Below are 23,604 nucleotides of genomic sequence, written 5' to 3'. Positions count from 1 at the left end.
ACAACTACAAAATAACCACTATTTTTTATAGATGATTAATACAATCTTGTTATTCCATTTTGGCAATAACATACGCATATTCATCATTAAACATAATAAGCTAGCGCTGTTAGCATAACGGCATTACATCATATATTACATTGAGGCACTTATGACAACTTACGCAGCAGGAAAAGCGCTAGGCAAAAAATCCAGCCCTTATAAAAATAAAGCGCTTGGCGTATTAAGTATTACTGGCGTGGCGATGACCTTGGGGCTTGCAGGCTGTAGCAATAATGAACAAGCTACCAATGCTGACGGCACCCCAACAGCAGGTCAAAATATCGAGCTACTAAACGTCTCTTATGATGTGGCTCGCGATTTTTATAAAGACTATAACCCACTATTCGTTGAACATTATAAAGCTGAAAACCCAGACAGCAATGTGACCGTCAATCAGTCTCATGGCGGTTCCAGCAAGCAGGCCTTGTCTATTGCTAGTGGCTTACAAGCTGATGTGGCGACCATGAACCAAGGCTCAGACATTGAATTACTTGAGAAAAAAGGCTTAGTAGATAGCGACTGGGAAGGGCAGTTTCCGGACAATGCGGTACCTTTTACCAGCACTATCGTATTCTTAGTCCGTAAAGGCAATCCTAAGAATATTAAAGACTGGGAAGACTTAACCCAGCCTGGCCTTGAGATTGTCATGGCCAACCCGAAAGTGACCGGTAATGGTCGCTACGCATTCTTAGGCGCTTATGGCTATGGCCTTCATGCTTTTAATAACGAAGAAGCCCCTGCCAAAAAATACGTTAGAGAGATGCTCAAAAACGTGAAAGTTTATGAGAATGGCGGGCGTGCAGCGACCACTACCTTTGTCCAGCGCGGTATCGGTGATGTGTTGATTACCTTTGAAAACGAAGCCAACCTTGCCGCTACTGATTTTGGTGCGGGTAAAGTAGACATTGTTTATCCTAAGTATTCTATCAAATCTGAAAGTCCGGTCGCTATTGTGAAAGCCGTTACCGATAAAAAAGGTACCACTGACGCCGCAAAAGCCTATCTTGATTACTTATGGAGTGAGCCGGCCCAGCAATTGGCCGCTGATCTTTACTTGCGTCCTAGTGTAAAAAGCGTTCTTGACAAAAACGGTGATAAATTACCACCGATTGATACCTTCAGTCCGAATGAAGCTTTTGGCTCATGGGATGACATCATGGGTACTTACTTCAGCGATGGTGGGGTATTTGATCAATTAGCGATTAATGCGCCGCAATAAGTTTTTGCAACGATTATTTAGATAGCGTCTCAGTAATACACCCGCTGCAACAATCGAACTTAATAACGCGTTAATAAGGACATGGCTTACCGCGCTATGTCCTTATTTCCTTTAAGCCGTGAGCTTATACCGAGTTCGACGCATAGGTAACATCATACGACAGCATGGTCGCAACGATAAGTATTATTAGCTAGGCAATAGCAATAGGACATCACTATGAGTGCAACAACTTCTCCCGCCAGCAAACCTAGTAATAAAAAGGGCTGGCTGACCCGCATGCGCCAGCGCAACGTGCTGCCAGGGTTTGGTCTGAGCATGGGCATCACCGTCTTTAGCTTGTCGTTATTGGTGGTATTACCGTTTGCAATGATGGCCTATACCACCAGTCAAATGGGCTGGAGCGGATTTTGGGAGACTATCAGTCAGCCTCAGGTCATGGCGGCTATCAAGCTGAGCTTATGGATGTCCTTTTTGGCGATGTTGACCAATATGGTGTTCGGCACGCTGGTAGCTTGGGTATTGGTACGTTATGAATTTTGGGGCAAATCCTTAATTAATGCCTTGGTCGATTTGCCTTTTGCGCTACCCACGGCGGTCACGGGTATTTCGCTTGCCACCTTGTATGCGCCAAACGGTCTCATTGGTCAATGGTTTGAAAAGTTTGACATCCAAGTGGCTTTTACCCCTATAGGTATTTGGCTCGCGTTAGTGGTGGTCAGCTTTCCGTTTATTGTGCGTGCCGTTCAACCAGTATTAGCAGAGTTGTCGGTCGAATTTGAAGAGGCTTCGGCGGTATTAGGTGCCAATCGTCTGGCTACTTTTCGCAAAGTTCTGTTACCAGAGCTGATGCCAGCATTACTCATGGGTGCAGGTATGATGTTTGCGCGCGCGACTGGCGAGTACGGCTCAGTGATTTTTATTGCGGGTAACATTCCGATGGAGTCTGAAATTTTGCCATTGATTATTATCAGTAAATTAGAGCAGTTTGATATTCAGGGTGCTTCAGCGGTGGCGTTATTTATGCTAATGATCTCGTTTGTTATTCTATTGACCATTAATATCGTACAGTGGAAACTGTCGCGCCGCGTAGGAGCTCGCTAAGATGCAAATAGCCAATAGCTACGACTACCAAAGCAACCCTGCGACCAGAGATACGCCATGGATTAGACGCACTTTTATCACCATTGCCGTATTATTCATGATTATCATGTTAGTGGTGCCGCTACTTGCGGTGTTTTATGAGGCCTTAAAAGGCGGTTGGCAGCTTTATATTGCCTCGCTGGTCGACCCAGAGGCCCTGCAAGCGATTAAACTAACCCTACTCACTGCCGCTATTGTACTGCCTATCAATATGGTGATGGGCGTAGCAATTGCTTGGCTAGTAACCCGTTATCAGTTTAGAGGCAAACAGCTAGTCACGACCTTGCTTGACTTACCATTTTCGGTGTCGCCGGTAGTTGCCGGTTTGATGTTTATCCTGTTATTTGGTCTCAACTCTACTGTTGGTGGCTGGCTTGAAAGCATGGGTATACAGATTATTTATGCGGTCCCCGGTATTGTATTGGCAACCTTATTTGTGACCTTTCCCTTTGTGGCGCGCGAGCTGATACCCTTAATGCAAACCCAAGGTGATTCTGAGGAACAAGCAGCATTGACACTAGGCGCCACCGGTTGGCAAACGTTTTGGCACATAACCTTACCTAATATTAAATGGGCATTGTTATACGGTTTGATCTTGACTAATGCACGGGCGATGGGCGAATTTGGTGCAGTTAGTGTGGTCTCCGGTCATATTCGCGGTGAGACCAACACCATGCCGTTGTTGGTGGAAGTTGCTTATAATGATTATAACTTTACCGCCGCCTTTGCTTTATCAAGCCTACTTGCTGGTTTGGCCTTAATCACACTACTGGTCCAACAAGTGATGACTAAGTACCAAGAGCGCAAATTTGCCAAGTCTGAACGGTTGGTCAGTGCACCCAAACTACCAGTCAGTGCTAATGCGACGGTTGAAAAGAAATAACAATATTTGAACCATAGCATTGACTGATCGCTTGCAAGATCGCTCAGCCAATAGGCAATTACCGCACTATTATTACCAAGCTGCCATTGCCACGCTGCAAAAGACCCAACATGAGAGATAATAAGAGATACCGCTATGAGCATCGAGATTAGAAACGTTGATAAAAAGTTTGGCAATTTTGCGGCCTTAAATGATATCAGTGTCACCGTACCTACTGGTAAGATGACTACATTATTGGGCCCTTCTGGCTGTGGTAAAACCACCTTGCTGCGTATTATTGCTGGGCTAGAGTATGCCGACTCAGGGCAGGTACTGTTTGACGAAGTCGATGTCACTAATACCCCTGTGCAAAAACGCCATATCGGCTTTATGTTTCAGAACTATGCGCTGTTTCGTCATAAAAACATCGCGGATAACGTGGCATTTGGGCTGACCTTATTACCGAAACATGAGCGACCGAACAAAGCCGACATTAATAAGCGCGTGGCAGAGTTATTAGATTTAGTACAGTTACCGCAAATTGCCAATGCTTATCCGCATCAGCTCTCAGGCGGTCAGCGTCAACGTATTGCGCTGGCGCGTGCGCTAGCGGTAAAGCCGAAGCTATTATTACTCGATGAGCCCTTTGGCGCGCTCGATGCTAAAGTACGTAAAGAGCTGCGCACCTGGCTAAAAGATATCCATCATGAGCTCGGTATTACTAGTATTATGGTTACTCATGACCAAGAAGAAGCGCGCGCTGTATCTGATGAGATTGTGGTCATGAATCAGGGTCGTGTTGAGCAAGTAGGGACTCCAGAGTCATTGTTCCACAATCCATCCAACGCCTTTGTCAGTGACTTTTTAGACCTAACCTAAACTATAGTGTAAGCTGGCTTGCTGTGCCTACGCAGACAGAGGCTGCAAAAAGTTTATAGCAGCAGTACCGTCGCGTTTTTAAGGTACTTTAACTCTAGCACTTAATTATTATTTGTTTTAACCATAAAAAAAGACCTACAGCTGTAGGTCTTTTTTTATGGTTATAGAAAGAGCGAGTTACGACTCTAATTCAGTCATTAGTGTCTGTCCACTTGCTTAAGCAAAGTATCATAGGTGGTTTCTAAAATAGTGTGACACCATTCTGGGAGGTCATCTGCTACTTCGTACCACATCCACGTACCATCACGCACACAATTAAGAATGCCTAATTTTTTGAGATGGTTCAAATGTCTAGATATGGTCGGCTGCGGCTGATCAAGTAGTTCAACCAGCTCGCCCACACAGCGAGCTTCTTTCTTAAATAAAATCTGAAAAAGCTTCAAACGAGTGGGATCAGACAACACTTTAAATAGATCAAGAGGTTGTATCGTAAATTTATGATCGGACATAGAATATTTCCAAATACCAAATATATTGTTACGCCCATTAAAAACTTATAATTAATCCTCTTGTCTATCAGTTCAACAACTAATAATTCAAGAAGAGGGCGCATAGAATGCGATGAAACATAAAAAATTTTGACAAAAATGTGACCATCGCGGATGGTGGTGCCTATAGCGTACAAGAGGTCTATAAACAAGTCGCTTGCTAAATAATCAGACCGCAGTTTTATACCTAAAACAACTATCGACCTTTAAGTATTAAGAGATCAATATAACAGCAGTTACAGATGATATCGATTAATAAACGACTTAATTTACACTTTATCGTAATTTTACTACCTTTCATCATAATTTCACTACTATTTATAACTTATAACAATAGCCTCAGTATAAAATTAAACGGTGGCGGCTTGTAATAACTTTCTGTTATTGCAAGTATCCATATTAGAATAAGCAATCATGCTGTTATTTGAATATCAGATTCATCAAGATAGTAGCAAAAAACGCTTTCGATTCTGCTTTTAGTAACTTTTTTTCTAAAAGTCATTGTAAATAGTAATAATTATCGTTATTATAATCATCACTAAGTCAAAAGTGGTAACATATTGATTGTTAAGTAACTTATCTATTCGCCAATAGTCGTTTATAGGGACATTACTCCCCAAATACAAGCGTTTGGCTTAAAGAATGAGCATAAGTGAAAATAATAATCACTATAGGAGCAAGCACATGTACGTATGCATCTGTAATAACGTGAAAGAAAAGCAAATTCAGGCAGCCATTGCCTCAGGTATCGATACCCTTGATGGGTTAAAAGATACGCTTGACGTTGCCACTTGCTGCGGCTGCTGTGAGCCCATGGTTAATGATTACCTGGATGAACATCATGCCAAACTTGATGTCCTAGCTTATGCCGTCTAGGCATCGTCTATTCAGACCACCCTTATGTACTCATTTGACCGAAGCCTAGTAAATCTGCATGGTCACTGCTTATTGATTGTCCATTAAAAGTAGGGCGGTCGTCGCCTATATGAGTAACGTCTAAACCCCTATCTGTTTGTCATAAAGCCCTATTGAACCGTTATCAATAACGCCAGTTGATTATGATTCTCAACTGTTATCTTATTCTTAGTTCATAACGTTACAGGCTCTACTAGGCCTGTATGTTAACCTATATCTACAAAATTTTAGTCGACTTCACTAAAATTAATTTTACTAAACCGTTCAAAGAAAATAACTGTTTTGAAGTTAATTGTGTGAATGCAGGGTAAACTAGCAGGTAAAGCCATAGGAGTGTACGTTATGATAGGTAGCCAAAAAGTAATTGATTATTTAAACTTCTTGTTAGGTGGTGAGCTGGCTGCTCGTGACCAGTATTTTATCCATTCTGAGATGTATGCTGAATGGTATTATGGCAAGCTGTACGATCGCATTAGCCATGAGATGCAAGACGAGACCGCGCATGCACAAGCCATTATCCGCCGTATCTTAATGCTTAGCGGTACGCCAAAGATGACTGTCAATGACATTCATATCGGTAGCACAGTTCCTGAGATGCTGCAGCTCGATCTCAATCTTGAATATGAAGTACAACAGCATCTAAAAGATGGTATCGCGATATGTGAAACAGAGCATGACTATGTGACCCGTGAAATGCTGGTTGGACAGCTCAAAGACACCGAAGAAGATCATGCCCATTGGCTCGAGCAGCAGCTGCGCCTGATTGATATGATTGGTCTGCCTAATTACCTACAAAGTCAAATGGCTGAAGTGCCGCCTAATCTTGCTTAGATTCTAATATTATGGATCTTGACAGGTATGATGGGATATTGAGCTTAGCAGGTAATCATAAAGGAAGAAAAGTTATGAAAGGTGACAAAGACGTTATTCGGGCTCTAAACAAGGTTCTAGGACAGTCTCTAATAGCTATTAACCAGTATTTCTTGCATGCCCGCATAGCAAGGCACTGGGGACTTGAGTCACTCAATGACTCTCTATATCATCAGTCTATCCAAGAAATGAAATGGTCAGATGACTTGATTGAGCGAATTTTATTGTTAGAGGGCCTGCCAAATTTACAAGATTTGGGTAAAGTGTTTGTGGGTGAAGACGTACCAGAGATTATCAATGGTAATCTCTGCTTAGAACAGCAAAAGTTCGATATCATTACTGATGCCATCACGTTATGTGAAGAGCGTCATGACTATGTATCACGTAAGTTACTGATCATACTTAAAGATGGTAATGAAGAATATCAAGATTGGTTAGAGACTCAAGAAGACTTGATTCAAGATCTTGGGGTACAGAATTACATCCAATCGCAAATTGATGATGATAGCGCGCCTTAGATAATAAAATATCGAAATGTCTCAGGTCGTTTAAACCGGATAATATTGCTTAAACTTGCCAGCCAATGCTTTATTTTATATAGAGTGCTCACTGGCTTTTTTGTGGCCGAGATTCAGTAACTTGCTGTAAGTTATTATTTGTTAATGGTCTATCATTGCCAAACTGTATCAATAAAGTCCGCGTCCATCTTCTGGTTTGAGACGTAGAAAATACAGTCCTGATAGAATGGTTAGACTACCTAATATCCAGTAAGTGGTTTGAAATGCCATTAAGGTATCAAACTGTAGCCGCTCACGCAGTAAAATAAGCATTGCGGCACCAAACGCAATACCAAAGCTAATGGCCAGCTGCTGATTGACCGCCATGAGACTGTTACCGCTACTGGTTTGCGTGCCTTCTAGATCGCCAATAGTAATGGTGTTCATCGCACTAAATTGCATGGAGTTGCAAGCGCCCATTATCGTCAAAATAGGTATGAACCACGGCCATTGTGATGAGTCGCTAAACTGTGCCAACACGATAATCAAAACACCCATCAAAAAGGTGTTATAGACCAGCACAGTACGATAGCTATAGCGCTGAATAAGTTTACTCACCCAAGGTTTGATTCCTATCGCACCCACAGCGATAGGAGCGAGTAGCCAACCTGCTTGCGAGGGAGAATATTCAAACACCACTTGTAGTAATAGCGGCAGTAGAAAAGGCACTGCGCTGATGCCAAGGCGCGTAAACAAGTTACCGGTAATACCAATGCGAAAAGTACGGATGTCGAACAAACTTAAGGGAAATAGCGGTGCTGGTTGACGTTTGGCGTGCCAAACATAAACCCCGATTAGGACGGTGGCTGTTAGGGCAAGCAGTAAGCCATATAGCCCACGACCAGTCTGCGCACCGAACTCAACCGCTAGTGTAAACCCACAAGCCGCTGCTGCAAATAACACAAAACCTGTCCAATCCAGACGTTTGGTATCCTCAAATAGTGCCGGTACCAGCTTTCTGCCTAACACAAAGCCCAATACTCCCATTGGAATGTTAATCAAAAATATCCAATGCCAACTGGCATACTGCACTATGTAACCGCCTAGTAACGGCCCAACTAAAGGCGCGATCAAGGCTGGAATCACTGCAAAGTTCATCACCGTTAACAGCTGATTGCGCGGATAGGACTTGACCAAAATTAGACGTGCGACCGGTGTCATCATTGCGCCACCGATGCCTTGTACAATGCGCGAACCAATCAGAAAGTCTAAGGTAGGAGAGGCGGCACATAATAGTGAGCCAATACAGAAGATAATAATTGCAGATAAAAATACCCGCCGCGTCCCATATTTATCCGCTAAAAACCCACTAATAGGAATAAATATAGCTAAGGTCAAGGCATAGCTGATCACCGCCCACTGCATTTTGAGTGGCGACTCACCAAGCGCTTGCGCCATTTGCGGCAGTGACGTATTTAAGATAGTGGCATCTAGAATCTGCATAAACAGCGCCACTGCTAGCACGTATGGCAGGTATTTAGTTTGGGTTGCTGTTAATGTCACCATACTGAAATCATCATCTCTATCTCTCATACCAAAGGCTATGTCTGTTTAGAGATTGCTACAGCTAACAACATCTCTAATGACCTCACGCTTATAAACACTAACAGCACATTGTAACGCAGTGGGCTCAAAAAGTTGGTAAGAAAAGCGCCATTTAAAACCTAGATTACCGTCTGTTGTAAAACTCAGTTTAAAAATAGATACATTAATTACATGAGAGGGCTTTATGAAGTAGCTAACCGTTAACTATAGTAGGGCACCCATCAAGCTACAGGATATCTTATGAGTAATGATAGTAACCAAACGAATACCAGTGCACAGAATAATAACTATACGCCACCTAAAGTTTGGACCAATGATAAAGAAAATGGAGGCCAGTTCTCTAGTATCAATCGTCCAACGGCCGGTTCACGCCAACAGCAAGACTTGCCAGTAGGTGAGGCGCCGCTACAGCTTTATTCGTTGAATACGCCGAATGGCGTTAAGGTCAATATTCTACTAGAAGAGTTGGCTGAACTTGGCATAAAAGAGGCGGCCTACGATGCCTACAAAATCGATATCTCTCAAGGCGATCAGTTTGGTTCAGACTTCGTTGCTATTAATCCTAATTCTAAAATTCCTGCACTAGTGGATCACTCTGAATCTGGCAAGCCTATCAGGCTTTTCGAGTCGGGTGCCATTTTATGGTACCTAGCTGAAAAATTTGGCAAATTTGTCCCCATGCATAATGAGTCACAAGGTGAGGCGCGGGCAGAATGCTTGTCTTGGTTTATGTGGCAGATGGGTAGTACGCCTTTCTTAGGTGGCGGATTTGGGCATTTTTATGCTTATGCACCCGAACCGATGGAATACCCTATCAATCGCTACGCTATGGAGACTAAACGTCAACTCGATGTATTAGATATCCATTTAAAAGATCATGAGTATATGTGTGGTAACGAGGAAACCGACTACAACATTGCTGACATCATTATTTGGGCATGGTATGGCCAGCTGGTACTTGGCAAACTTTATAATGCAGCTGAATTTTTACAGGTTGATAGTTATGAACATGTACAACGTTGGGCGAAAAAAATAGCTGAACGCCCAGCGGTAAAACGAGCCGCAGCATTAACGTTGAAACCCCTTGATTAATTGGCAACCAGTTAATAAACGTCGATAATAAAAGTAATACGAATAATAAGGTTAATAAGTAAGTTACTTATTAACCTTCACTTTTATTAATTTTTATGGTAATTATATCCATATAAAAGAATATAAATTTACAAATTACGTCATTACTTACGTCATTACTTACATTGCTACTTATATAGCGATACATGGCTTAGACAGATAGCTTACATAGGTAAGCTAAGATGGCTGCCTGCCATCATAAGGGGTAGACGTTCATATCTCTTCGATTAATGAGGATGTTTGATGATAAGAAAAAATGACTATAATAAGCTTGTAAAGGTACCGTTACTAACAAACGATAATAATGCTGACCACTATAATCATGTTGATAGCTGTTTTGATTTAAATAGTACACTAAAATCGATATTCAAAAATAAACTCCTGCTGCCTATTTTTACTGCGATGGGCATGTCTTTAATCAGCCCTATGAGTATTGCAGCGGCGCCTGTTGCGTTTAACTATCAAGACTGGCAAGTAGTCTGTGATAATACACGCACATGCCGGCTGGCTGGCTATCAGGCTGAGAATGACAGCGAATTTCCAGTATCTATATTATTGACTCGCCGCGCTGGTGCTAATGCTAGCGTAGACGGCAAAGTTAAGCTTGGTGGTGCTAAAGAGAATTCGTCGAAGGCGTTGATGCAATTGGGCAATCGCCACCGCATCTCGTTATTTATTAATGATAAAGACTTGGGAGAAACCAAGCCCTTCTCAGCTGCTGCTGGAGATGCAGATCTCACCCCATCTCAAGTAACCGCTCTGCTAGAAGCATTAACTAAATCCAGCAAGATCGAGCTGGTACTGCGTAATTCGCGTTGGCAACTGTCTGATAAAGGGGCAACCGCCATGATGCTCAAAGCTGATGAAGCACAAGGCCGGATAGGGACAACAAGCGCCTTTATTAGTAATGAAAACACTCGTAAATCTAATAATGGCATACTAGCCTCTGAGCCTGCACCGTCGTTACGTTTAGTAATACCCGATACCAAAGCAACCTCGAGTAGCAATAAAAGTTTTAGTATGAAGTCCTCACAGCTGTCTACACTGATGCAAAATACGATGAAAGATGCGAGTAGTGACTGTCCAAACCTGTTTGACAAGTCACCATGGCGTGTTAGTCGCCTAAACAGCGCCCAGTTATTAGCGAAGCACAGTTGTTGGACGGGTGCATACAATACCGGCACAGGCATATGGCTGTTGAACGACAGCAAGCCCCATAAACCAACACTGGTCACTAGCAGTGCAACAGACTATAGCAATGGTAAGATAAGCTCAGTACAAAAGGGGCGCGGTATTGGCGACTGTGCCTCTAGAACTGACTGGTTATGGACCGGCAACCACTTCGTTAAAAGTCATGAAAGTACCACTGGACTTTGTCGTTTAATAGAAGCTGGCGGCGCGTGGCAGATGCCAACCTACGTCTCTGAAGTAACCACATCGCGTTAACTGACACTAACTTTATGGCAAATAAGTGTGGCGTCGCCATTATTTACCATTGTTAGAAAGTGATTATTAGCAGCAAATACCTGAAACTTTATAAAAAATTAGAAATTAAACACAGATAGCAATTTTGTTGTGCTATACTGCGTCGCCACGTTAGCTTCGACTGACGTGAATTATGAGATTGATAACATCGCCTGCGATTTTGGGTCTAGGATGACCGAGAGTAATTGTTGCCGATGATTTTGTGTACTTAAATAATCCTATTATTTTTGACTCATATCTTATCTACTGGCTCCATATATTATGGACTAGATTGGTTGTTGTTTGCATTTGTCAGCTTTAGATAAAGCACAGATAAATCGCCTATAACGGACAAGGATGAGACACTCGGCACTACCACCAAAATACGTCAGACAGCACGCAACGCCTTTTATAGAAGTGATACGCTCATGGTAGCTGAACTTCTGATTATCGATACTTTTTATTTATATTAAAGTTTGGTAATTGTTAATAATTAGGTAACGTGGTGAACGGTTATCAGTGGTATGCAACAAGCTTCTGAATGCACAGCAGCTTATACTACTAAGGCTACTCATGACTGACATCTTATCTACAATCGCATCACAAAACGGTATTATTCAAGATACTGAAAATAAAAACACCGATACCACTCAAAATACCAGTACTGACACTCAAGCGGCTACTACTGACGCTAATGAAGTCAGTTTTACTGATCTTAATATTGCCAAGCCCATTCTTAGCGCACTTGAGCGTAGTGGTTATACCAACCCTACTCCTATTCAAGCTCAAGCCATTCCTTTTGCTCTAGCCGGTCGTGACTTATTATTGTCAGCGCAAACGGGTAGTGGCAAAACAGCTGCTTTTGTCATTCCACTGCTCGATCGTTTAAGCCGTGCCACTAGCTTCGATAAATATACCAAAGCCCTTATCCTAACGCCAACGCGTGAACTTGCTCAGCAAGTACATGATAGTGTCCGTACTTATTCTAAAGACATGCGTGGTTTGTTCTGCGTGCCTCTAGTTGGCGGCGCACCATATAATGGTCAGATTACGGCTTTGAAAAAAGGCGTGCAAGTTATTGTAGCGACTCCTGGTCGTCTACTTGACCATATCAATGCTGGCCGTGTTGATTTGTCACAACTAGAAGTGTTGGTACTTGATGAAGCAGATCGCATGCTAGACATGGGTTTTGCTGATGACATCAGCGATATCTTAAAAGCTGCGCCTAGCGATCGTCAAACCATCATGTGTTCTGCAACTTGGGATGGTCCTGTTGGCAAGATTGCTGCAAACTTCACCAAGAACCCTGAACGCGTTGCGATCAAGGTAGAATCAGCACATATCGACGAAAAAGTCTATTACTGTGACGACTTTGATCATAAAAACAGAATTTTAGACAAAGTAGTTTGCCAACAAGATGTGGAACAAGTCATTATCTTTGCTGCCACCAAGCGTAGCACTGAAAAGCTTGCTAAATCGCTACAAGAAGACGGTCATAAAGCCAGCTTCCTACATGGTGATTTGCCACAAAGCAAACGTAACCGCATTGTCCAAGACCTACGTAATGGTAAATGCAAAATCCTAGTCGCTACTGACGTTGCCGCTCGTGGTCTTGACGTGCCAGCACTATCACATGTCATTAACTATGACTTGCCACGCCAAACTGAAGATTACGTGCATCGTATCGGTCGTTGTGGTCGTGCCGGTCGTACTGGTGTGGCCATCAGCTTATGTAGCATGGATGATCGTCCACAGCTAAACGCTATTAATCGTTATTTAGATCGCAAAATGGAAGTATGTGTCATTGAAGGCATGGAGCCTAAAAAGACTTATGTCCCAAGCGAAAATAAAGGCAACACACGCGGTCGTGGCCGTGGTCGCTCTAACGGCGGCGGTAACGGTCAAGGCCGTGGTCGTTCAGCGGGTGGTTATGCTGGCAAGCCTAGTGGCAATGGTCAAGGCCGTGGTCGTTCAAGCGATAGCAGCACTGGTACTGGTCAACGCGCCAGTAATGACAGCGGTTATCAAGGTAAGCCACGTGACTCATCTGGTAAGCCGAATGAGCGTTCAGGTGGCAAGCCGTATCAAGGCAAACGTGCTCCTAGCCGTGGTGACGGCGCAAGCGCCCCACGTGGTGAACGCGCTGCAACCGGTCGTGGTCGTCCAAGTGGCAGCCAAGGTCGTACTGGTTCAGGTTCAGGTAACAGTCAAGGCGGCCGTCCAACTGGCGGTAATCGCAACAAAAATTCATAATAAGCGATTGCTTAGCTACTAACATCAGTTTAGTGACTAAAAAATAGCTTATAAAATGAACAAAAAAAGCCAGATACTTGTTATCTGGCTTTTTTGTGTCTGTTAGGTTTAAAGGCATCATTATTTATGCCAGAATTTTTTAAAACCCTTACTTGCGCGTAATTTTGGCCTTGTTTATACTGGCAACCCTTCATTAAGGTGCATCACACATAACACTGGTAGTAGGGTATTGAGCGCAAGTATAGTCAATGAAAAGTAATATCGATACATAACCTACTGCTGGCATACGTTTTTCTTGCTTGCTGTGCCTACGCAGACAGAGGCTGCAAAAAGCTGATACCCGCAGTACCGTCGCGTTTTTAAGGTGTTTTAACTATAGTAGGGTATTGAACGTGAATAGTAGCTCGCTTATCAAAGTAGGCTCAATAAACGAGTCCAATACCATATCAGGTCTGTAGTTATTCATTATACTTACAACGATTTGGAGTCATGAGATGCCTGTTATTTCTCATTTAGCTATTGATAGTCTACCAGTAGCGTTTGGCGTAATTATGGCCATTATTGGGTTGGTATTCTATACTCAAGGCTTACCTGGTAAGTTTTGGCGGCGTTTTTATGCCGTATTGCCGGGTATTGTACTGTGCTGCTTTATACCCGCAACGCTAAACAGCCTTGGGGTGTTCGCGGATGGTATCGGCTCGCAGATATATGGCTTTACCGCCACTTATCTACTGCCAGCAAGTTTGCTGCTTATGACCTTATCTATGGATGTACCTAAGATTTTAGGCCTAGGCTGGAAGGCCATTGCCATGTTTGTCGCCGCTAGTGTCGCGATTGTTATTAGTGGGCCTATTAGTTTGGGGTTGGCTAAATGGGTATCACCAGAGATGTTTACTGATGATACGCTATGGCGCGGGTTTTCGGCAGTGGCCGGCAGCTGGATAGGCGGGGCTGCCAACCAAGCGGCCATGAAAGAGCTATTTGGGGTCAGTGATGACTTGTTCGGCATGATGATTTTGGTTGATACCACCAATGCGTCATTGTGGCTGCTGGCAATATTAGTCATGGCCAAGCATAGCGATAAAATAGACCGATTTTTAAAGGCCGATACCAGCAGCATTGATAAAGTCATCAAAGCCGTTGAAAGCTATGAGCGTGATCATGCACGTCCGGCAACCTTAAACGATTTGATGGTGATGTTTGGGCTGTGTTTTGCGATGGTAGGATTGGCACATTTTGCCGGCGGACAGATTGCTGGACTTTTTGCGCCCTATGATTGGGCAGTGCAATATAGCTTTGCCAGCTCCTTCTTTTGGATGGTAGTGATTGTCACTTTATTAGGTGTGGGCTTTTCGTTTACTAAGATACGTCGTCTGGATCACGTGGGCGCGTCCAAAATCGGTACGGTATTTATTTTTATTTTGATTGCCGCTATCGGTATGCAAATTAATTTGGCGGGTATCGTATCGCAGTGGCGACTGCTACTGATTGGTTTGGTATGGATGAGCATTCATATAGTGATTATATTTATAGTCGCAAGGATTATTCGTGCACCTTTCTTCTTCTTAGCGGTCGGCTCTAATGCCAATACTGGCGGCGCATCCTCAGCACCGATTGTTGCCACTGCTTTTCATCCTTCGCTGGCACCAGTTGGGGTATTTTTGGGGATTCTAGGTTATGCGATGGGCACGATAGGCGGTTATATCAGCACTCAGTTGATGCGTTTAGTCGTGACTTAACCTGAATAAAATAGCACAAGCAACGCGCTATAAATATCGTCCAAAACCTTGAAATAGCTACGGTGTCAACTGCGCTTAACGTCATGTACTATCTATAGAGCTAAGCAATAGTCGGTCAATACCAACTCTGTATAAATAGGGGGTGAATAAATGAAAGTTACTGAAAATGATAAAACTGCTGAAAACTCGAAAATAGAGATATATAAGTTAGCAGATGGGCGGTCTGATATCCGTGTACATATCGAAAATGACAGTGTTTGGCTAAACCGTCAGCAGCTATCTGAGTTGTTTGACCGTGATGCAAAAACGCTGGGTAAGCACATGAATAATGTGTTTAAAGAAGGAGAGCTAGATAAAGAAGCATTTGTCGCAAAGGCGTGCAGCCATGATCTACATTACTTCGCTCTCAAAAGTCATCTATTCCCAATAGCCATCAGGGCACTTGGGTAATTCAATCAAAGTGCGACGTAGCGCCTCTGACCACTGATGACGAATGGTATTAAAGTACTCATCACGCTCATCGACACGGCGGCCATTAGGTAGGGTTAAACTGTCATTTTGATAAAGCACAAAATCTATCGGCATACCTACTGATAGGTTTGAGTGAATCGTAGAGTCAAATGACAGCATCAACGCGCGCGCAGCATGCCTGACCTCAGTATTATAGTTGACAGAACGATCAAGAATAGGCTTGCCATATTTGCTCTCGCCCAACTGAAAAAACGGCGTATCTTCAGTGGCTTTGATACAGTTACCCTCAGGGTAAATCATATACAGCTCAGGCGGTTGGCCTTTTATTTGGCCGCCGAGCATAAACGAGCTAGTAAAGGAGCCGTCGACATCAGTATTAGCGACCGATTTTGCATGGTTCATCTTTTCACGCATACATTCGCCAACCATTTGCGCGGCGTCAAATAAGGTCAATACGGTATTGAGGTTGCTCTCTGTACGCTGGTCAATATCGTTCTGTAATTTAGTGAACACCGCCTGCGAAGTGGCCAAGCTACCGGCAGTTTGTAAGACTATAAAGCGTTCGCCCTCGATACCATATTGATACAGCTTTCTAAATGTCGATATGTGATCAACACCAGCATTAGTACGGGTGTCACTAGCAAAGACCATACCGTCTTTTAGACGAATAGCCGCACAATAAGTCATAACGTATCCTTAAGGAAGATAAGATTAATAAACAACAACATATCTGATACTCAAGTATCTGGCACTAGAATATCCGGACCTATGATAATCGTGTGACTAGCACTTGACTGTAAAGATTTTCATAACCGCCGCCCATTCTGACACCACGTACCGGTGCGGTATCCAAATAATCGCGTCCAATGGCCACATAGACATGCGAGTTTGGTTGAAACGCCTGATTGGAGATATCAAAAGTATACCAGTAGCCCTCTAACCAAGCTTCTGCCCACGCATGACTGGCCATATGGTTTTCGGAATCATCATATAGATACCCCGACACATAGCGTGCTGGAATCTGCTGATCTCGTAAGAGACTCAAAAACACATGCGTATGGTCTTGGCACACGCCAGCACTTGTCTCAAAAGATTCAGCAGCGGTTGTACCCACATTAGTCACATCTTTAACAAAAGGCATTTTCATGATAAGTGCATTAGCCATCGCTTTTAGGCTGTCATGGGTGGGGTCTTTTAGATAAGGCGCTGCAAATTCACGCATTGCCTCTGAGCATTTGGTCAAGGGAGTTTGTACGGTGAATAACAAGTAGGGGACGTTGTCCATATCCTCTAATCGCTCGGTATCGGTATTAATCTCAACGATACCTGAAGCCTGCATTTGTAAGTTGTTATGCGCCTCGTTGCGGCTGAGGGTTAGCCAATCGTTGCCGAAACCGTCTTTTTGATTGGTGGCTACCTTAGGCAGCATAACATCCCACCGATGAATAATTTGGTGCGGTAGTTGCATGGGGGTCATACGAATATACTGTACGCTGCGCTGCGCCAACTCATCATAATAGTAATTAGTTTGGTGGCTGATTTGAAGTTTCATAATATCATCCTTTTATCGTAGCCATTGTTTGGTCTGCTATCCGAGCTATTTATATTGTCTGGTCGAACATTCTAATGTCTAGTGTTCATCACGGGACATTTATGATCTATCTTCTGCTAAACACCTTGCCGCAATATAATATTAAACTCTTGGCTTATAAGCTTAAAGTCACTAAACCGCTTTGATCTGATCATCTGGTTGGTCAGGCGCGTCAGCTCACGCCAGCGTGTATTCTCTGGTAGCTCATTAATCCAATGTTTAAACTCAAGACTGGCTGCCATTGAGTCCTCATTTAATAAAACAGCACGCTCCAACTGCTCAAAGTGTCGTCCTAACTGCCAAAAACAAGTAACCGTGGCATGCTCTTGTTTCATAGCGGCATTACACGCATAAAGTTGCAGGGTTGCCGCCCGATAAGTGCCCGCGCTTGAAAGTCTTTTAATTAGGTTGTACAGCTCAGCGGTGTCTTTGCCGATCACGCCCTTAGCCTCTTGAACATTGGTCTCAATCGACTGGACCACATTGGGTATTATTTTTTGTTCCAAATCAGTCATCATCTGCGCTTTCATCACTTTTAATGATTCATTTTCATCCGCCTCAAAGCCCAAACGGCTTATTAGATGCTGTACTTGTGACTTTTTGAGATCGCCTTTGATCAGCTGTTTCAGTATGCTGTCGTAATAATAGAGCCGCTCACTATATCTACCCAGCCAGATTAGATGACTGGCGGTGGATAATAGCAGTATCATCGAGGCATCACCCAAATGCTCATACCCAGCCTCTATAGGCTGTACACGATCATAGTAGTTGGCGTGATCAGTGGCACCATTCTCTAGTGATGAGTGGTTATGTGGCGGTGTTTTGGCAGACGCTGACAAGGCATTATTTGAATTAACAGTGTCTAAATTACTGTCATCAATGACCCAGGTGTCTTTGATACCGCCACCTTGGGAGGAGTTGACCACCAAGGAGCCTTCAACCATTGCCACCCGAGTTAAGCCGCCAGGCACAATATCTACTGAGCCGTCACCATGACTGAGTATGAATGGGCGCAGGTCGATGTGACGCGGCGCGATACCATCAGCGACAGCGGTAGGGTTAGTGGAGAGTGAGATGGTCGGTTGGGCAATAAAACCAGATGGATTGTCAAGTAAACGCTTACGATAATCGCTGATTTCTTGTTTGGTAGAAGTGGGTCCAATCAACATCCCGTAGCCACCTGAGCCTTGGGTTTCTTTGACCACCAGCTTGTCTAGGTTATCGAGAACGTAGCTCAACTCATCAGGCTTGCGACATTGATAAGTTTCGATATTAGGTAAAATAGGGTCTTCATCTAAATAAAACTTAATCATGTCAGGGACGAATGGATATAGGCTTTTGTCATCTGCTACACCAGTGCCCGGAGCATTGACGATAACCACATTTCCGGCTCGATAAGCACTCATTAGCCCTGACACACCCAATATAGAACTGGATTGGAACGCTAGTGGGTCAATATAAGGATCATCAATGCGCCGATAAATAACATCGACCTGAACTTTACCGCGAATGCCTTGCATGTAAACTTTGCTGTTTTCAACCACCAAGTCATAGCCATGTACCAGCGGTACATTCATCTCGTGTGCTAAAAAGGCATGCTCATAATAAGCACTGTTAAAACGCCCTGGAGTCAAGATTGCAATTTGTGGGTCATATTTACTGGTTGAGCTGACGAGGCATTTTTTGAGACGCGTTGGGTAATCACTGATACCCAAAATAGGGGTATGGGTAAACATATCAGACAATAATGTCTCTGATATATTGCGGCTCTCAAGCATGTAAGAGACACCAGAAGGGGTGCGTAAATTGTCTTCTAATACACAGAATCTACCAGTCTCATCACGAATCAAATCGATACCGCTAATATGCGAGTAGATAGGCTTGTCCAGCTCAATGCCCATCATCCAAGGCTCATAGCAGCCGCTGGCATAGACGTAGCTGGCTGGCACGATACCAGCTTTCATAATAGCTTGGTCATGGTAGATGTCATGAAGAAAAGCATTTAGTGCAGTGATTCGCTGCTTACAACCCTTTTCTATCAGTTGCCATTCGCTAGCAGCAATGATCCGTGGAATAATATCAAACGGTATCATACGCTCGATATTTTTAGCATCGCTATAGACGGTAAAAGTGACACCTTTGCGGTAAAAGATGTTTTCTGCTTGTTCGTTTAGATGGTTGAGGGCATCAATATTGATATTGTCTAACCAGTTGCCAACCATTTGAGCCACGGGTCGATATTGACCTTTGGCGGTTTGCAACTCATCAAAGCTTGGCAGCTTTTTTATATTTTTTTGCGGGGCGTCTTTTGCAGTGGACTTGGTAGCATCTGTGGCTGTATGTTTAGTTTGTCCTTGAGCCTGATCTTGGCTTTGGCCACCATTTTTATTGTCATTTTGAGTCTGATTCTGGGACTGACTTTGAGACTGGGCTGATTTCTGATTCATAAATACCTCACGCATCCTTGGTAAAGTTATTGATTATAATTATCAGACTGACCTTATTATAAGGTAGGCAATACCTCCAATGTATAGCCTATGTCTGAAATAAACTATACATCGTCTATAGTGTCCTTCACAACAAGCTTTAGGTAATAGGTTCTGATAAACTGAGAATAAGCGGTTAAAGGTAAGCTGATGCTTTTTAAGAATCGCAGTAGGTGAAGGTGTAGAATAGGGTCATCACGCTGTGGTACATTTAGATTAATTTAAATCAGTCACTCGGCTGGAAGCTTTGACTTCTTGGTTATAATATTAATCTTCTTCAAACAATAAGAATACTTTTCATTGATTGCGGCAACCCTGACTTTTTAATCAGCAAAAAAGACATTCCTATCGGCTTTATAGAAGCCAAAGACCTGGGCAAAGATTTGCGCGCCAGACCATATAAAGAGCAATTCGACCGCTATAAGGCGGTACTAGACAATCTAATCATCACCGACTACTTGCACTTCGAATTTTATGTCAATGGCGATCGCGTTCATGAGGTGTGCGTCGGTGAGTTAGTTGCTGGCGTGGTCACATCTTATGACAGTGAATTTGCGCGCTTAGTTGAGCTACTACGCGATTTTTGTGTTTACGGTGGTCAGACCATCAAGTCTGCTCAAAGATATCAAACACTATATGAATATTATCGCTGTACTGAGTCTAACTGATAAGATTATGCAGCAGATTGATGAGATAAAGATTGTTTAGATAGCTGATTATATTGTATTTTAAGACATGTGTTTTAAGCAATTGGGTAGGGTACGCCCTACGTAGCATTATAATATACACCTATTATAAAATAGGTGTGCTGGGCGCTCTCTACGTATAGCGTTGCAACAGCAGCAAAAAATGCGATCTAAACGTCAATATTAGAGGAAAAATAGACCAATGTTCAGCATGATAAAAGACTGGCGCGAGCAGCGTGTATTGGACAACAGTGAATTTACCAATGCCGACTGGATGCAAGCTGCCAAGCGCATTGTGATACTGGATAGGCTGAACGAGGAAGAGATGAGCCGGCTGTTTGAGTTGGCAACCTTGTTTTTGGATGATAAGTCGATCACCGGTGCTCAAGGCTTTGTAATCACAGATAAAGTAAGACAATCCATTGCTTTGCAAGCCTGTCTACCTATCTTGAATCTAAGCCTTGAATGGTACGTTGGCTGGTCATCGATTATCATCTATCCTGGTTCATACACCAGCGAAAGCAGCACCGTAGACGAGTTCGGTATCGTCCATGAAGGTCACCAACATCGTAGCGGTGAAGCCTGGGTTCGAGGCCCTGTTATTCTGTCATGGAAGGATGCTAAACATTCAGGCGAGCGTGATGGCCACAATGTCGTCATTCACGAGTTTGTACACAAACTAGACATGCTAAATGGACGAGCCAACGGCTTTCCGCCGCTACAACCTGACATGGATCCTGCTAGATGGACTGAGATTATGACGCGAGATTTTGAAGACTTTCAAAAGCACCGAAAATCAGGATTGAATCGTTATGGCACTACCAATCCGGCTGAGTTTTTTGCAGTTCTTAGTGAGGTGTTCTTTGAGACTCCTCAAAAGTTGGTTGATGCTTATCCTGAGATTTACGATATTATGGTCAAGTTTTTTATTCAGAATCCATTAAGACCGAGATCGTAAGTTTATGATCTAGGTTTCATAAGGTGTGTTAGCACAGCCTATATCAAATACATATATATAGTCAGTTCACAATAAAAAAAGTTGTGTATAGCAATCAGATAACGCTTACCTTGATATTTATTAAATGCTAAGAGCACTCCACGTCAGTCTATACCCACATACTCATCACTGCCTTTATAATAAAAATCAACGACATCTGATTTTTGATAGATATCTTTGACGTTATTAATCATATTACCTCTAGATGCAAAGGTATTGACCGTTATATAAGCATCATTATAGTTACCACCATCAACCCAAGACTCTAAGTATGTTGGTAACGGAACGATTAATAGCTCGTCAGTACCATGCAAGTCACCCCAAGTGAAGCGGGTTTTTGACTGTTGCAGATATTGTACGAATTGGGCACAGCTAAAGGTCTTATCAACTTCTGGGCGTATATAAGCATACATCGAAAATCGTACGCCACGGGTCGGATGAATATCATCAACAATGCTGGCATAGTTGTTATTAGCCAATGTGCGCTGAATACGTAATGCTTGCTGGGTAAGCGATTGCTGTGTTGGCTGTGTATTTTCTAGAGTAGGTGGGTCGTTGTTTTGATTGCTACTCTGAGTGTTGTTTCTAGCAGTCGGTATAATAAGTTTCAGCTAGAGACTGACAGCCAGTGGCTGCGAGCAGGAACTCTAAACAGCTACTAGTTACTAGTGAAATAACATTGCCATAAGATCGCCCTTACCGCAGAAATAGAAAAGCAAATGTTGAGTTAACTATATTAAATATCATTATAAAAATAATTTACGAATATTTATAATAGAGCCATGTAGACTATTGTTTTTAGCCCTTAAATTGATCTCATACGATAATGCAGAAAATTTATGAGGTAGACACGGTGCAATAAGTAATATTAATCATAAGGTTAGATCTTGATAGCCTATAACTGAGGGTCTATAGAGGTTACTATGCAAAAGTTGGGATTGCTGACACTGACACTAATAATGGGACTGGTGGCTATAAGTACCGCCACAGCAAATATAGCTGAGCCGTCGCAGCCAAATTCCGCCATAAAAGAGGCTACTATCACAAAAATGTACGAACAGGATGTCATTAATCAAGGAATGGATGATCCTGTGGTGCTGCAGCAATACGGCAGTCAAGAGCTACAAGCGGCTATGAAACTTGAGCGAGATTACTTCGATAGAGAGCAAATGTCCTGTCATATCGGTTATGACGTTTTATGGGATTCGCAAGATCCTAATTATGAGCAAGATAAGCAGTTTTCAGTGACTGAGCAAGGATTGGTTAAAGTCAGCTTGGCACAAGGCAGCGACGTATATTATGAGTTATCCTGTGATAATTCTAATTGCCAAGTAACCGATGTTATTTTGGATGACCAAGGCAATTCATTAAAAGATTATTTAATGGAGGCTTGTGGTTAATAAAAAGTGGCTGTTAAGTAAAGTACTGAGTAAGTTATTAGCCAAGGTAACTGTCAGTTTTAGTTAGATAGCTGTTAGCAATCAATCGAAACTGGTTTCTTATATTTGACAGCCCATAGCGATAAGTATTTTTGAAGTTTTCAAAAAATACAGTACGAATAATTTAGTCGTGAAATAAATTTAGAAAAGCTATATCTTAAAGGCCATTGCGTAGAAGCCAATGAATTTGTGACAGTAATTGTTTTTAGTAACCCCCTCAGACCGTTGGTTTGTTTTCGCATAATGTATATTATGTTAAATGAAGTCTGTTTTGTGACTTTGTCTTTTAGCGCTCATAGGTTGCTTTTATTCTTTCGGCTAAAAAATATCCTGCTGCTTTTACTTTGGGCACTGAATAACGCTGTTTTTGATAAATCAAATAAACCGCCATATCAGAGTTCTAAGTGATTGTTAATTTATGCTCAAATAGAACAATCTGGGGATACAACGTACCAAACTCATCCAATAATGGCACATCAAATACCTTTGCTGCTTTGGTAAAACCCCCTGTTCCGACGGCTTTACTAAAATAACGTATTGCACGTAGTTGATCCAATTCCTGTCTCCATTCGATGAATATTCAATAACTACTATATAAACATCAATCTTTAAGTATTTTGGCTTTATTATTATCTTAACAAAACAGTAATTCACGATTTACGCCATATATCACCCCCTAGATTAACACACCAAGTGCAACGCTAAATGATGTTATAGAATACCTGATTTGGTGTTTTGAATCCCAATCGTTTTCTTGGTCTGCTATTTAA

At 42.7% G+C, this 23,604-nt stretch carries 21 protein-coding genes and 1 pseudogene; 15 read left to right on the top strand and 7 right to left on the bottom strand.

What is annotated here, in order from left to right; translation table 11 throughout:
• Positions 1 to 151: 151 nt before the first annotated feature.
• From RCH20_RS10720 to RCH20_RS10705, 4 genes are all read left to right on the top strand, one after another.
• Positions 152 to 1,261, top strand: a complete 1,110-nt coding sequence (locus RCH20_RS10720; RefSeq protein WP_327193569.1) for a sulfate ABC transporter substrate-binding protein — start codon at positions 152 to 154, stop codon at positions 1,259 to 1,261.
• A gap of 216 nt (positions 1,262 to 1,477) precedes the next feature.
• Complete coding sequence (gene cysT, locus RCH20_RS10715) at positions 1,478 to 2,362, top strand: sulfate ABC transporter permease subunit CysT (RefSeq protein WP_442793133.1); 885 nt, start codon at positions 1,478 to 1,480, stop codon at positions 2,360 to 2,362.
• Between the two features lies 1 nt (position 2,363).
• On the top strand, positions 2,364 to 3,284 hold the full coding sequence (gene cysW / locus RCH20_RS10710; protein ID WP_327193568.1) for a sulfate ABC transporter permease subunit CysW: 921 nt from the start codon (positions 2,364 to 2,366) through the stop codon (positions 3,282 to 3,284).
• Positions 3,285 to 3,419: 135 nt separating this feature from the next.
• On the top strand, positions 3,420 to 4,142 hold the full coding sequence (locus RCH20_RS10705; protein ID WP_209957358.1) for a sulfate/molybdate ABC transporter ATP-binding protein: 723 nt from the start codon (positions 3,420 to 3,422) through the stop codon (positions 4,140 to 4,142).
• Between the two features lie 197 nt (positions 4,143 to 4,339).
• Here RCH20_RS10705 and RCH20_RS10700 read toward each other — a convergent pair whose 3' ends face one another.
• Positions 4,340 to 4,651 carry an ArsR/SmtB family transcription factor gene (locus RCH20_RS10700; RefSeq protein ID WP_209957360.1) on the bottom strand — a complete coding sequence of 104 codons (312 nt, stop codon included), beginning with the start codon at positions 4,649 to 4,651 and terminating at the stop codon, positions 4,340 to 4,342.
• Between the two features lie 723 nt (positions 4,652 to 5,374).
• On the opposite strand from RCH20_RS10700, the gene RCH20_RS10695 reads away from it, so the two are divergent.
• From RCH20_RS10695 to bfr (RCH20_RS10685), 3 genes are all read left to right on the top strand, one after another.
• A complete protein-coding gene (locus RCH20_RS10695; RefSeq protein WP_209957362.1) occupies positions 5,375 to 5,566 on the top strand; it encodes a (2Fe-2S)-binding protein in 192 nt (63 codons plus the stop codon).
• A gap of 381 nt (positions 5,567 to 5,947) precedes the next feature.
• On the top strand, positions 5,948 to 6,436 hold the full coding sequence (bfr, locus tag RCH20_RS10690) for a bacterioferritin (RefSeq protein ID WP_209957365.1): 489 nt from the start codon (positions 5,948 to 5,950) through the stop codon (positions 6,434 to 6,436).
• A gap of 74 nt (positions 6,437 to 6,510) precedes the next feature.
• The gene (gene bfr / locus RCH20_RS10685; protein WP_209957367.1) at positions 6,511 to 6,993 is read left to right on the top strand and encodes a bacterioferritin; all 483 of its coding nucleotides are present in this window, start codon (positions 6,511 to 6,513) and stop codon (positions 6,991 to 6,993) included.
• 168 nt (positions 6,994 to 7,161) lie between these two features.
• Here bfr (RCH20_RS10685) and RCH20_RS10680 read toward each other — a convergent pair whose 3' ends face one another.
• Complete coding sequence (locus RCH20_RS10680; protein ID WP_327193567.1) at positions 7,162 to 8,538, bottom strand: DHA2 family efflux MFS transporter permease subunit; 1,377 nt, start codon at positions 8,536 to 8,538, stop codon at positions 7,162 to 7,164.
• A gap of 279 nt (positions 8,539 to 8,817) precedes the next feature.
• On the opposite strand from RCH20_RS10680, the gene yghU reads away from it, so the two are divergent.
• From yghU to RCH20_RS10655, 5 genes are all read left to right on the top strand, one after another.
• Positions 8,818 to 9,669, top strand: coding sequence for a glutathione-dependent disulfide-bond oxidoreductase (gene yghU / locus RCH20_RS10675; protein WP_327193566.1), 852 nt, complete (start codon positions 8,818 to 8,820; stop codon positions 9,667 to 9,669).
• Between the two features lie 282 nt (positions 9,670 to 9,951).
• Positions 9,952 to 11,154 (top strand): DUF1176 domain-containing protein, encoded by a 1,203-nt coding sequence (locus RCH20_RS10670; protein WP_327193565.1) that lies wholly within the window; start codon positions 9,952 to 9,954, stop codon positions 11,152 to 11,154.
• A 591-nt stretch (positions 11,155 to 11,745) separates the two neighbouring features.
• Positions 11,746 to 13,425, top strand: a complete 1,680-nt coding sequence (locus tag RCH20_RS10665) for a DEAD/DEAH box helicase (RefSeq protein WP_209957376.1) — start codon at positions 11,746 to 11,748, stop codon at positions 13,423 to 13,425.
• Between the two features lie 494 nt (positions 13,426 to 13,919).
• Positions 13,920 to 15,164, top strand: a complete 1,245-nt coding sequence (locus RCH20_RS10660) for a DUF819 family protein (RefSeq protein WP_327193564.1) — start codon at positions 13,920 to 13,922, stop codon at positions 15,162 to 15,164.
• Positions 15,165 to 15,314: 150 nt separating this feature from the next.
• Positions 15,315 to 15,614: a hypothetical protein gene (locus tag RCH20_RS10655; protein ID WP_327193563.1), complete on the top strand. Its 300-nt coding sequence runs from the start codon at positions 15,315 to 15,317 to the stop codon at positions 15,612 to 15,614.
• Here RCH20_RS10655 and RCH20_RS10650 read toward each other — a convergent pair.
• The 3 genes and pseudogenes from RCH20_RS10650 to RCH20_RS10640 form a co-directional block, all read right to left on the bottom strand.
• Positions 15,582 to 16,322: a peptidase gene (locus RCH20_RS10650; protein ID WP_209957382.1), complete on the bottom strand. Its 741-nt coding sequence runs from the start codon at positions 16,320 to 16,322 to the stop codon at positions 15,582 to 15,584. The two genes, RCH20_RS10655 and RCH20_RS10650, sit on opposite strands and share 33 nt — an antisense overlap.
• Positions 16,323 to 16,401: 79 nt before the next feature.
• Positions 16,402 to 17,187 carry a transglutaminase family protein gene (locus RCH20_RS10645; RefSeq protein WP_327193562.1) on the bottom strand — a complete coding sequence of 262 codons (786 nt, stop codon included), beginning with the start codon at positions 17,185 to 17,187 and terminating at the stop codon, positions 16,402 to 16,404.
• Between the two features lie 911 nt (positions 17,188 to 18,098).
• Positions 18,099 to 19,673, bottom strand: a pseudogene (locus RCH20_RS10640) (circularly permuted type 2 ATP-grasp protein); the annotation flags it as partial.
• Positions 19,674 to 20,095: 422 nt separating this feature from the next.
• Here RCH20_RS10640 and RCH20_RS10635 point away from each other — a divergent pair.
• Entirely contained in the window at positions 20,096 to 20,380 is a 285-nt protein-coding gene (locus tag RCH20_RS10635) for a hypothetical protein (RefSeq protein ID WP_327193561.1), read from the top strand.
• A 220-nt stretch (positions 20,381 to 20,600) separates the two neighbouring features.
• Complete coding sequence (locus RCH20_RS10630; protein WP_327193560.1) at positions 20,601 to 21,356, top strand: zinc-dependent peptidase; 756 nt, start codon at positions 20,601 to 20,603, stop codon at positions 21,354 to 21,356.
• 143 nt (positions 21,357 to 21,499) lie between these two features.
• Here RCH20_RS10630 and RCH20_RS10625 read toward each other — a convergent pair whose 3' ends face one another.
• Positions 21,500 to 21,874 carry a hypothetical protein gene (locus RCH20_RS10625; RefSeq protein ID WP_327193559.1) on the bottom strand — a complete coding sequence of 125 codons (375 nt, stop codon included), beginning with the start codon at positions 21,872 to 21,874 and terminating at the stop codon, positions 21,500 to 21,502.
• A 444-nt stretch (positions 21,875 to 22,318) separates the two neighbouring features.
• On the opposite strand from RCH20_RS10625, the gene RCH20_RS10620 reads away from it, so the two are divergent.
• Positions 22,319 to 22,795 (top strand): hypothetical protein, encoded by a 477-nt coding sequence (locus RCH20_RS10620; protein WP_327193558.1) that lies wholly within the window; start codon positions 22,319 to 22,321, stop codon positions 22,793 to 22,795.
• Between the two features lie 439 nt (positions 22,796 to 23,234).
• On the opposite strand, the gene RCH20_RS10615 is transcribed toward RCH20_RS10620, so the two are convergent.
• Positions 23,235 to 23,390 carry a hypothetical protein gene (locus RCH20_RS10615; protein ID WP_327193557.1) on the bottom strand — a complete coding sequence of 52 codons (156 nt, stop codon included), beginning with the start codon at positions 23,388 to 23,390 and terminating at the stop codon, positions 23,235 to 23,237.
• Positions 23,391 to 23,604: the final 214 nt, after the last annotated feature.

This window comes from Psychrobacter sp. PL15 (assembly GCF_035984995.1).
In the GTDB taxonomy this organism is placed as follows: Bacteria; Pseudomonadota; Gammaproteobacteria; order Pseudomonadales; family Moraxellaceae; genus Psychrobacter.
Note: the sequence above shows the minus strand (reverse complement) of the source record. Positions and strands in the feature narration are given on the sequence as shown.

What these genes read in the sequence shown, in the direction of transcription:
- cysT (WP_442793133.1), top strand. Translation starts at nt 1,478, where the DNA reads ATGAGTGCAACAACTTCTCCCGCCAGCAAACCTAGTAATAAAAAGGGC.
- RCH20_RS10695 (WP_209957362.1), top strand. Translation starts at nt 5,375, where the DNA reads ATGTACGTATGCATCTGTAATAACGTGAAAGAAAAGCAAATTCAGGCA.
- RCH20_RS10700 (WP_209957360.1), bottom strand. Translation starts at nt 4,651, where the DNA reads ATGTCCGATCATAAATTTACGATACAACCTCTTGATCTATTTAAAGTG.
- cysW (WP_327193568.1), top strand. Translation starts at nt 2,364, where the DNA reads ATGCAAATAGCCAATAGCTACGACTACCAAAGCAACCCTGCGACCAGA.
- RCH20_RS10705 (WP_209957358.1), top strand. Translation starts at nt 3,420, where the DNA reads ATGAGCATCGAGATTAGAAACGTTGATAAAAAGTTTGGCAATTTTGCG.
- bfr (WP_209957365.1), top strand. Translation starts at nt 5,948, where the DNA reads ATGATAGGTAGCCAAAAAGTAATTGATTATTTAAACTTCTTGTTAGGT.
- RCH20_RS10650 (WP_209957382.1), bottom strand. Translation starts at nt 16,322, where the DNA reads ATGACTTATTGTGCGGCTATTCGTCTAAAAGACGGTATGGTCTTTGCT.
- RCH20_RS10645 (WP_327193562.1), bottom strand. Translation starts at nt 17,187, where the DNA reads ATGAAACTTCAAATCAGCCACCAAACTAATTACTATTATGATGAGTTG.
- yghU (WP_327193566.1), top strand. Translation starts at nt 8,818, where the DNA reads ATGAGTAATGATAGTAACCAAACGAATACCAGTGCACAGAATAATAAC.
- RCH20_RS10655 (WP_327193563.1), top strand. Translation starts at nt 15,315, where the DNA reads ATGAAAGTTACTGAAAATGATAAAACTGCTGAAAACTCGAAAATAGAG.
- RCH20_RS10660 (WP_327193564.1), top strand. Translation starts at nt 13,920, where the DNA reads ATGCCTGTTATTTCTCATTTAGCTATTGATAGTCTACCAGTAGCGTTT.
- RCH20_RS10630 (WP_327193560.1), top strand. Translation starts at nt 20,601, where the DNA reads ATGTTCAGCATGATAAAAGACTGGCGCGAGCAGCGTGTATTGGACAAC.
- RCH20_RS10670 (WP_327193565.1), top strand. Translation starts at nt 9,952, where the DNA reads ATGATAAGAAAAAATGACTATAATAAGCTTGTAAAGGTACCGTTACTA.
- RCH20_RS10620 (WP_327193558.1), top strand. Translation starts at nt 22,319, where the DNA reads ATGCAAAAGTTGGGATTGCTGACACTGACACTAATAATGGGACTGGTG.
- RCH20_RS10720 (WP_327193569.1), top strand. Translation starts at nt 152, where the DNA reads ATGACAACTTACGCAGCAGGAAAAGCGCTAGGCAAAAAATCCAGCCCT.
- bfr (WP_209957367.1), top strand. Translation starts at nt 6,511, where the DNA reads ATGAAAGGTGACAAAGACGTTATTCGGGCTCTAAACAAGGTTCTAGGA.
- RCH20_RS10680 (WP_327193567.1), bottom strand. Translation starts at nt 8,538, where the DNA reads ATGGTGACATTAACAGCAACCCAAACTAAATACCTGCCATACGTGCTA.
- RCH20_RS10665 (WP_209957376.1), top strand. Translation starts at nt 11,746, where the DNA reads ATGACTGACATCTTATCTACAATCGCATCACAAAACGGTATTATTCAA.